7 protein-coding genes are annotated in these 8,979 nt (G+C 68.8%); all 7 read right to left on the bottom strand.

Annotation, left to right across the window (positions count from 1 at the left end):
- Positions 1-62: 62 nt before the first annotated feature.
- On the bottom strand, positions 63-1,670 hold the full coding sequence (gene ffh, locus IPV09_RS10560) for a signal recognition particle protein (protein WP_207475208.1): 1,608 nt from the start codon (positions 1,668-1,670) through the stop codon (positions 63-65).
- Positions 1,671-1,774: 104 nt separating this feature from the next.
- A complete protein-coding gene (ftsY, locus tag IPV09_RS10555; RefSeq protein ID WP_207475207.1) occupies positions 1,775-2,884 on the bottom strand; it encodes a signal recognition particle-docking protein FtsY in 1,110 nt (369 codons plus the stop codon).
- A gap of 44 nt (positions 2,885-2,928) precedes the next feature.
- The gene (locus tag IPV09_RS10550) at positions 2,929-3,156 is read right to left on the bottom strand and encodes a hypothetical protein (RefSeq protein ID WP_207475206.1); all 228 of its coding nucleotides are present in this window, start codon (positions 3,154-3,156) and stop codon (positions 2,929-2,931) included.
- 113 nt (positions 3,157-3,269) lie between these two features.
- Positions 3,270-6,851 carry a chromosome segregation protein SMC gene (gene smc / locus IPV09_RS10545; protein ID WP_207475205.1) on the bottom strand — a complete coding sequence of 1,194 codons (3,582 nt, stop codon included), beginning with the start codon at positions 6,849-6,851 and terminating at the stop codon, positions 3,270-3,272.
- A gap of 3 nt (positions 6,852-6,854) precedes the next feature.
- The gene (locus tag IPV09_RS10540) at positions 6,855-7,412 is read right to left on the bottom strand and encodes a GtrA family protein (protein ID WP_207475204.1); all 558 of its coding nucleotides are present in this window, start codon (positions 7,410-7,412) and stop codon (positions 6,855-6,857) included.
- Between the two features lie 13 nt (positions 7,413-7,425).
- Positions 7,426-7,572, bottom strand: coding sequence for a zinc finger domain-containing protein (locus IPV09_RS10535; protein ID WP_207475211.1), 147 nt, complete (start codon positions 7,570-7,572; stop codon positions 7,426-7,428).
- Between the two features lie 266 nt (positions 7,573-7,838).
- Positions 7,839-8,954, bottom strand: coding sequence for a hypothetical protein (locus IPV09_RS10530; RefSeq protein WP_207475203.1), 1,116 nt, complete (start codon positions 8,952-8,954; stop codon positions 7,839-7,841).
- Between the last annotated feature and the right edge of the window lie 25 nt (positions 8,955-8,979).

Raw genomic sequence — 8,979 nt, 5'->3', positions numbered from 1 at the left:
CCTGACCGCCCTTCAGGACCGGCGCGGCACCCCGGTTCCGGCCCGGCGGCCGGACGCAACGGTCAGCGCTGCGGGCCCTTGTTCTGCTGGTTGAACATCTGCTGCAGTTGCGGGGGCAACTCAAAGTTCGACATGGCCTTCTGCAGATCGGCCTCGCTGGGCTGCTCGTCGCCCCCGAGCCCGAAGACGCTGGCCGGATCGATGGCCGGCTCCGCAGGCTGACCGGTGACCTGTGCGGCACGCTTGGCCGGGTTGCCCGACTCTCCCTTCTTGCCCTTGGCAGACTTCTTGGCCTGCTGCTTCCGCGGCCGTCCACCACCGGCGCCGGGCATCCCCGGCATGCCGGGCATCCCCCCGCCCATCATGCCGCCGGCCATCGACTGCATCATCTTGCGGGCCTCGACGAAGCGGGTGACCAACTGGTTGACGTCACTGACCTGGACGCCGGCACCGCGGGCAATCCGGGCACGCCGCGAACCGTTGAGGATGCCGACATCGGCACGCTCGGCGGGGGTCATCGAGTAGATGATGGCCTCGACGCGGTCGACCTCCTTCTCGTCAATGTTGGCGATCTGGTCCTTCATCGCCCCCATGCCGGGAAGCATGCCGAAGATCTTCGACAGGGGCCCCATCTTGCGCATCTGCTGCATCTGGCCCAGGAAGTCGCCCAGGGTGAAGGTGCCCTTGCCTGCCAACAGCTTCTCGGCGGCGAGCTTGGACTGCTCCTGGTCAAAGGTCTTCTCGGCCTGCTCGATCAGGGTGAGCATGTCGCCCATGCCCAGGATCCGGCTGGCCATCCGTTCCGGGTGGAAGACGTCAAAGTCCTTGAGTCCCTCACCGGAGGAGGCGAACATGATCGGCTTGCCGATCACCCGCGCGATCGACAGCGCGGCACCACCGCGGGCGTCACCGTCGAGCTTGGTCAGCACGACGCCGTCGAAGCCGACACCCTCCTGGAATGCCAGGGCGGTGTTGACCGCATCCTGGCCGATCATGGCGTCGACGACGAAGAGCACTTCGTCGGGGTTGACGGCGGCCTTGATGTCGGCGGCCTGCTGCATCAGGTCCGCGTCAATGCCCAGCCGGCCGGCGGTATCGACGATGACGTAGTCGTAGAGGCGCTGATGGGCGACCTGGATGGCGGAATGGGCCACCTCGATCGGGTTGCCCACCCCGTTGCCGGGCTGCGGCGCGTGCACATGGACTCCGGCCCGCTGTCCGACGACCTGCAACTGGTTGACGGCATTGGGGCGCTGGAGGTCGGCGGCGACCAGCAGCGGCGAGTGACCCTCGGACTTCAGCCAGTGGGCCAGCTTGCCGGCCAGGGTGGTCTTGCCCGCGCCTTGCAGGCCGGCCAGCATGATCACCGTCGGCGGGTTCTTCGAGACACGGATGGTGCGGGTCTCACCGCCCAGGACCGAGACCAGTTCGTCGTTGACGATCTTGATGATCTGCTGGGCGGGGTTCAGCGCCTGCGACAGTTCGAGTCCCTGGCAGCGCTCGCGGACGTTCGCGATGAACTCCTTGACGACCGACAGGTTGACGTCGGCCTCGAGCAGCGCGATGCGGATCTCGCGGGTGGTCTCGTCGATGTCGGCCTCGGTGAGCCTGCCCTTGCTGCGCAGTCCCTTGAAGGTGGCGGCAAGCCGGTCCTGGAGATTCTCGAACACGGTGTCCTCTGGGGTCGCGGGGACACCGGTCGAACACTGCCCGATGGGTCCCCTGAGCGGTCAAGGGACCATGCTACTGCCTTCGTGGCCGGGCAGCCGCTGCCCTATTCGCCGAGAATGCCGGAGACGAATCCCTCGGAGTCGAAGGGTGCGAGGTCGTCGACGCCCTCGCCCAGACCGATCAGTTTCACCGGCACCCCGAGCTCGCGCTGCACCTGGACGACAATGCCGCCCTTCGCCGAGCCGTCGAGCTTGGTCAGCACGATGCCCGACACGTCAACGACGTCACCGAAGATGCGGGCCTGGGTCAGGCCGTTCTGCCCGGTGGTGGCGTCCAGGACCAGCAGCACCTCCGAGACCGGTGCCAGCCGAGCGATGACGCGCTTGACCTTGCCGAGCTCATCCATCAGACCGGTCTTCGTGTGCAGTCGTCCGGCGGTGTCGACGATCACCACGTCCACCCCCTGCTTGATGCCGGCCTCCACGGCTTGGAAGGCCACCGACGCGGGGTCCGAACCCTCCGGACCGCGGACGGTCTGGACGCCGACGCGCTCGCCCCAGGTGGTGAGCTGCTCGGCGGCAGCGGCGCGGAACGTGTCGGCCGCACCCAACAGCACGGTCTTGCCCTCGGCGACCAGCACCCGGGCGAGCTTGCCGACGGTGGTCGTCTTGCCGGTGCCATTGACGCCAACGACGAGGACGACGGCCGGCAGTCCGTCCTGGCCGGTCAGCCCCAGGCTGCGGTCCAGTCCGGGGTCGACCAGCTTCACCAGTTCCCGACGCAGCACCTCGCGGGCCCGGGCCGGGTCGGAGATGCCCTCGACCGCCAACTCCTTGCGCAGGGTGGTGACCAGTTCGGTGGCCGGCCCCACCCCCAGGTCGGAGCTGATCAGGGTGGCCTCGAAGTCGTCCCAGGTGTCGGCGTCGATCCGGTCGCTCGACAGCAGGTCGGCCAGGCCGCGGGCCAGGGCGTTGTTGGAACTGGCGAGGCGACGACGCAGCCGCGCCATCCGCGAACTGGCAGCCTCCGGGACCTCGAGGCCGGTCTCGGCGGGCGCCTCCGGTGCGGTCGGGGGTCCCGGTTCGGCGGTCGGCAGCTGGGGCTTCGGCTGCTGTTCGAGCTCCTTGGGCCCGAACTTGGCGACGAGGTAGGCGACCCCCGTCAGGGCGACCATGAGGCCAATGATGATCCACGCGACGATTTCCCAATTCACGTGAACATCCTAGGCACAGTCACACCCACCCCATGCAGCAGCCCTCAGCGCTTGGCCGCCTGACGCACGCGCTGGCTGCTGGCCTCGTAGAACTGGACCAACGATTCGGGAGCGTCCGCGTCACCGTTGAGGTGCTTGGCCACCATGCCGAGACGTTCGGCAACCGCGGGGTTGCGGTCGCTCATCTTGCCGCGCATGCCAATGGCCACGACGGCGGCGACGGCGACAGCAAGACCCACGATGATGATCATGGCCACGACGACTGAGGGCATGGCACTTCCTTCCGATGCGGTTCGCAGGCGCCACCACGCAGCGCCTTACGACAGCCATTGTCTCATTGACGAGCAGGTGGGCGCGCCGCGACGGCCGTGTCGCGAACAGCGAACTAGGCGCCCTGGGCCGCTGCCGGTTCGTCGCGCAGACGCTGGGACACCACCGTGGAGACCCCGTCACCACGCATGGTGACCCCGTACAGCGCGTCGGCGATCTCCATGGTGCGCTTCTGGTGGGTGATCACCAGCAGCTGGGAGCGTTCGCGCAACTCCTCGTAGATGCCCAGCAGCCGGCCCAGGTTGGTGTCGTCCAGGGCAGCCTCGACCTCGTCCAGGATGTAGAACGGGCTGGGGCGGGCCATGAACAGGCTGACCAGGAAGGCGACGGCCACCAGAGAACGTTCCCCACCCGACAACAACGAGAGCCGCTTGACCTTCTTGCCCGCCGGTCGCGCCTCGACGTCGACCCCGGTGGTCAGCCACTGTCCCGGCTCGGTCAGGATCAACCGGCCCTCACCCCCGGGAAACAGCCGTGAGAACACGTGCCCAAAGGTTTGCTCGACGTCGGCATAGGCCAGTGCGAAGACCTCCTCGACCCGGCGGTCCACCTCGGCAATGATGTCGACCAGGTCCTTGCGGGTCTTGTTGAGGTCCTCCAACTGCTCGGCCAGGAACGCGTGCCGCTCCTGCATCGCGTCGAACTCCTCCAGCGCCAACGGGTTCACCCGGCCCAGGACCTGCAGGTTGCGCTCGGCGGTGCGCAGCCGCTTCTGCTGGGCCTCCCGGTCGTAGGGGACGGGCTCCGGCTTGTCCTCGTCGTCGGCGGCCACCGGGCGTCCATCGGGGTGCACCAGCACGGGTACCCACTGCTCGGGACCGTACTCGTCGAGCAGGATCTGGGGCGCCAGGGCCAACTCGTCCATGGCCTTGTCCTGCAGTTGTTCGATGCGCATGCGTTGCTGCACGCGGGCCATCTCGTCGCGGTGGGCGCCCTCGACGAGCTTCTCCAGGGCGCTGGCCGACTCCCGCGCGGTCCGCCTGGCCACGCCCAGCTCTGCCTCGGCGAGCTGGCGGTGCTGTTCGGCGGCGGTGCGTTCGGCGGTGGCGCCCACCCGGGCGACCTCGACCTGTTCCAGCAGCCAGACCGCGGCCAGGTGGACGGCCCGGGCCGCCTCGGCCTCACGCCTGACCTGGTCGGCGCGAGCCTGCGCCTTGGCCCGCTGCACCCGTTCGTTCTGGGCGGCCCGTTGCAGCGAGTCGGCGCGCCCGGCCAACGCCCGGGCGCGTTCCTCGGCGGTGCGCAGGGCCAGCCGCGCGTCCATCTCGCCCTGTCGGGCAGTCCGCGCCGCCAGGGCCAGGTCGTCGCGTTCGGCCGGGTCGGGCTCGACGACGTCGGCGTCGTCGCTGGCCAGGTCGAGGCGCTGCTGCAGTTCGGCCAGCGCCGCCTCGTCCTGGTGCCGTTTGGCGGTCGCCTCGAGCGCCGTCTGTTCGAGTCGTTCGGCCTCGCTGCGGGCGGAGCGGGCCGTCTCGGACAGCTGCCCCAGCCGTTCTGAAAGGGCGGCCCATTCCGCGTCCGAGGCGTGCAGCCTGGTCAGCGCCTCCTCGGCACGCTGTCGGGCCTGCTGGGCGGCGTGGTTCTTCTCGGCGACGGCGAAGCGCAACCGTTCCAGGTCGTGGTCGCACTCACCCAACTGGGCACGGGCCTCGTCGACGGCGGCCTGCACCTCGATCAGGCTGGCGCCGCCACCGGAGCCGGCCTGGGCGAACCAACTGGACAGCGAGTCGCCGTCGCGGGTGACGGCCGTCACGTCGGGTCGCCCGTCGACCAGCGCGCGGGCCGCGTCGAGATCGTCGACCAGGGCCACCCTGTGCAGGGCGCGGGTGAGCGCCCCGTCGAGTTCCGCTGGGGCCCGGACGACGTCGCGCGCCCAGACGGCGGTGCCGGGCAGGGCCGGCCAGTCGTCGCGGCTGACCGGAGGGCCGCCGAGCAGCAGCCCGGCACGACCCAGGTCCTCGGCACGGACATGGCTGATGGCGGCCAGCGCGGCCTCGAGATCGGCGACGGCGACGGCGTCGGTCGCCTGCCCCAGCGCGGCGGCGACGGCTGCCTGCCAGCCCGGCTCGACCTGAAGCAGACCGGCGACCTGGCCCAGCAGCCCGTCGACGCGGTCCGAGGCGGCCAGCAGCGAGGAGTTGGCGTCGGCTCGCTCGAGCCCCATGCTGAGGCCGTCGATGCGTGAGACCAGGGCGGCGCGGGTCTGCGACAGCGCCGCCTCGTCGGCGCGCAAGGCGGCCAGTGCCTCGTCCAGGGCGCTGACCTGGGCCGATGCCGTCTCGTACTCCTCGTCCAGGCCCTCCTCACCGGCGTCGAAACCGGCCATCGAGGACTCCACCCGGGCGAACTCGGCCGTGGCGGCCCCGGCGCGGGCCATGGCGTCGGCGCGGCGGGCCTCGAGGCGCGCTGCCTCGTCGGCGCCGGCGTCCAGCCGCGACTTCAGGGAGTTCACCTGACCGGTGAGCCGGGCCAGGCCCTCACGGCGGTCCGCGATGGCGCGCAGTTGTGCCGCGTAGGCCTTTTCGGCGGTGGCCAGTGCCTGCTCGGTACTGCTGCGCAGCGCGGTCGCGGTGCTCATCTCCTCGGCCCGGGCAGCGACGTCGTCGCGCAGCAGGGCCTCCTGCTCGCGGACCTCTGCCGCTTCCTTCTCCAGCGACTCGGGGTCGCGTCCTCCCCGGTTCAGCTCGGGTTGGCGCTCGGCGTGGCGCATCCGCTCGGCGGCGATCTGGCGCGTCGTCTGGATGCGTTCGACCAGGGCGGCCAGCGCGTACCAGTTCTCCTGGGCGGCATTGACCCTGGGCTGGGCGGCGCTCAGCGCCGACTCCGCCTCGACCTCGCGGGCACGGGCCGCGTCCAGATCGTGCTGGGCCTTGGCGCGGGCGGCGGCGAAGGCGCGTTCGTCGGCCAGGTCGGACTCGAGCGCCAGGGTGGCCTGGCTGAGGTCGTCGGCGAGCAGCCGGGCCTTGGCGTCACGCAGTTCGGCGGCGATCACGGCCGCCTTGCGGGCCACCTCGGCCTGCCTGCCCAGCGGCTTGAGCTGCCGGCGGATCTCGCCGATCAGGTCGCTCAGCCGATCCAGGTTGGCCGCCGTCGACTCCAGCTTCCGCTGGGCCTTCTCCTTGCGTTTGCGGTGCTTCAGCACCCCGGCGGCCTCCTCGATGAAGCCGCGACGGATCTCGGGGGTGGCCTGCAGGATGGAGTCGAGTTGGCCCTGGCCGACGATGACGTGCATCTCGCGGCCAATGCCGGAGTCACTGAGCAGTTCCTGGACGTCGAGCAGGCGGGCCGGGTTGCCATTGATCTGGTATTCCGAGCCGCCGCTGCGGAACATGGTCCGGGTGATGGTGACCTCGGTGTAGTCGATGGGCAGGGCGCCGTCGGTGTTGTCGATGGTCAGCACCACCTCGGCGCGTCCCAGCGGCGCCCGGCCGGTGGTGCCGGCGAAGATGACGTCCTCCATCTTTCCGCCGCGCAGGCTCTTGGCGCCCTGCTCGCCCATCACCCAGCTCAGGGCATCCACGACATTGGACTTGCCCGACCCGTTGGGGCCGACGATGCAGGTCACCCCGGGCTCGAAGTTCATCGTGGTGGCCGAGGCGAAGGACTTGAACCCGCGCAGGGTCAGCGACTTCAGGTACACCGGCTACTCCGCGTCACTGCCTGCCACCGTCACCGCGCGACGGAATCGCGCCGAGCGGAAGGTCCACAGCTTGTTGACGACGAAGTTGATGGGCATGGTGACCCCGATCTGGATCAGGGTGGCCCAGTACAGCTTGGTGCGCAGACCGTTGGAGTCGTCCAGCCAGTCGATCCGGCCCAGGTAGAGCGGGGAGTCGGTCTTCAGCAGCAGGGTCTGGATGCCCAGCCCGACGGCGAGGGCGACCAGGCCAATGCTCATGAACGAGCCCAGCCCGCTCCACCAGGGGGTGTGGGTGGCGGTGGCCCGGAATGTCCAGGACCTGTTGAGCTGGTAGTTCCAGGTGTTGGCCACCACGAAGGCGGCGACCGCGATCACGTGGTACCAGTACACGCCGAAGGGGGTCGCGGGGATCGCGAAGACGCGCTCCTGGTAGTGGGGCACCAGCCATTTCAGCACGACCGTCACCGCGAGGTTGACCACGATGCCGGAGCCGCCGACGACGCCGAACTTGATGAACTGGCGCAGGTGGCGGCCGCTGCGCTGGAAGTTGGTCTCACTCACAATGGTCTCGACTCTAGTGGGCAGCCGCGGCGGGACGTGGTTGGCGGGGCCGACGCTGGCAGTTCGGACAGCGGTACGAACTGCGGTTCATGAAGGCCTCGCGGACGAGCAGCCGCCCGCAGCGCGTGCACGGCTCCCCCTCGCGTCCGTAGGCCTGCAGTCCGCGTTCGAAGTAGCCCTACTACTCACGCTGGGTACATTGAAAAACGGGTTGACCCGAAGAGAACATTTCCCCGGGTCAGGGACTGTTTCAGTCCCGCAGAACGTCGCCGCAACGCCTGCCTACGCCCTAGAGTACGACCTCTGGATTTGCAATCTGGATGGAGCGCGGTCGAAGGGAGAGGTCGCCGCCCTGAGACCGAACGTGCCGGAAGTCGGGGCCGTGACAATGCCCCGGCCCCGTCACCACCGCATGGGGAAACAGCGTCAGACGAGTTCCATCACGGGCCCGCAGTGCACCGCGCGGTAGATGTCGTTGCGGATCTCATTTGCCTCGTCCGAGGTCAACGTGCGACCGATCGGTCGCAGCATGATTCGTAGCAGCACGTTGCACTGGCCAGGCTGAGTGCCAAGCCGGTCACGGGCCGCCTCAGGAAGGTCCGCGTGAGTAGTCCGGCTGAGCATCTCGACGGACTCGATGACCTCAGCACCATCACCCAGGGCGGTACGGATCACGTCTCCCAGGGTTTCCTCGTCCTCCTCTGCAGCGACGACCACCGAGATATCCCGCCGCGCATGAGGCAACGGCGACACGTGCTGCCACGGATCCAGGTGCCGCATCTGGGCAGCGATGCGCGGATCGCTCGCCCGCAGGTATCGGATGTCAGGAATGGATTTGCGCAGCATCAACGCCCGTTCGAGACCCATGCCCAGGGCCAATCCCGACCACCGCTCGGGGTCGAGGCCGGCACTGTGCAGAACACCGGGATGAATGCGGCCGCATTCGGCCAGCTCGAGCCATTCACCGCCCAACCGGACGTCGATCTGGCGAGCGCCGACGGTGTACGGATGCACCGTGTCGGTGACCATCCACTCGGCCCCGGGCAGCACCGCTTCGACAAGGCGGTCGATCATGTCGAGCATGTCCTCATCGTTCATGTCGGGAGCGTCGCGGATGCGCCATAGATCGACCTGGTGCGGTTCTCCGACATGGCTGCGATCAACAGCATCCCGACGATAGACCAGGCCAGGGACCACGAGGAGCTCATCGATTCCGGCGCGTGCCGAGTATGACTCCAGAGCAGTCGGGATCTCAGCACTGGTATGACTGCGCAGCATGGCGGTCGGGCTGAGATAGCGGGTGTACCGACGGTCTCGAGTGACGTCGGCGGGATCGTATCCGAGGCGGTCGTAGTTGTCACTGACCGCGACCACGGGCGGATTCCGGACGTATCGGACGGTGCACTGCCATCGGTCCTGCAGAGCCGATACGCACGAGGTCAGGAGCTGCTGGATCGCATGCTCGCCTTGGGCGGGGTCGGTCAGGTCGCGTAGGGCAAGCGCCCGCTGAATCTGGTCAGGTGTGAGGTATGTGGCGGACATGGTGAGTCTCCGATTTCAGGGTGGC

Origin of the sequence: Tessaracoccus sp. SD287 (assembly GCF_017355265.1) — a bacterium.
Taxonomy (GTDB): Bacteria; Actinomycetota; Actinomycetes; order Propionibacteriales; family Propionibacteriaceae; genus Aestuariimicrobium.
The sequence above is the reverse complement of the archived record's forward strand: the minus strand, read 5'-3'. Positions and strand labels throughout refer to the sequence as shown.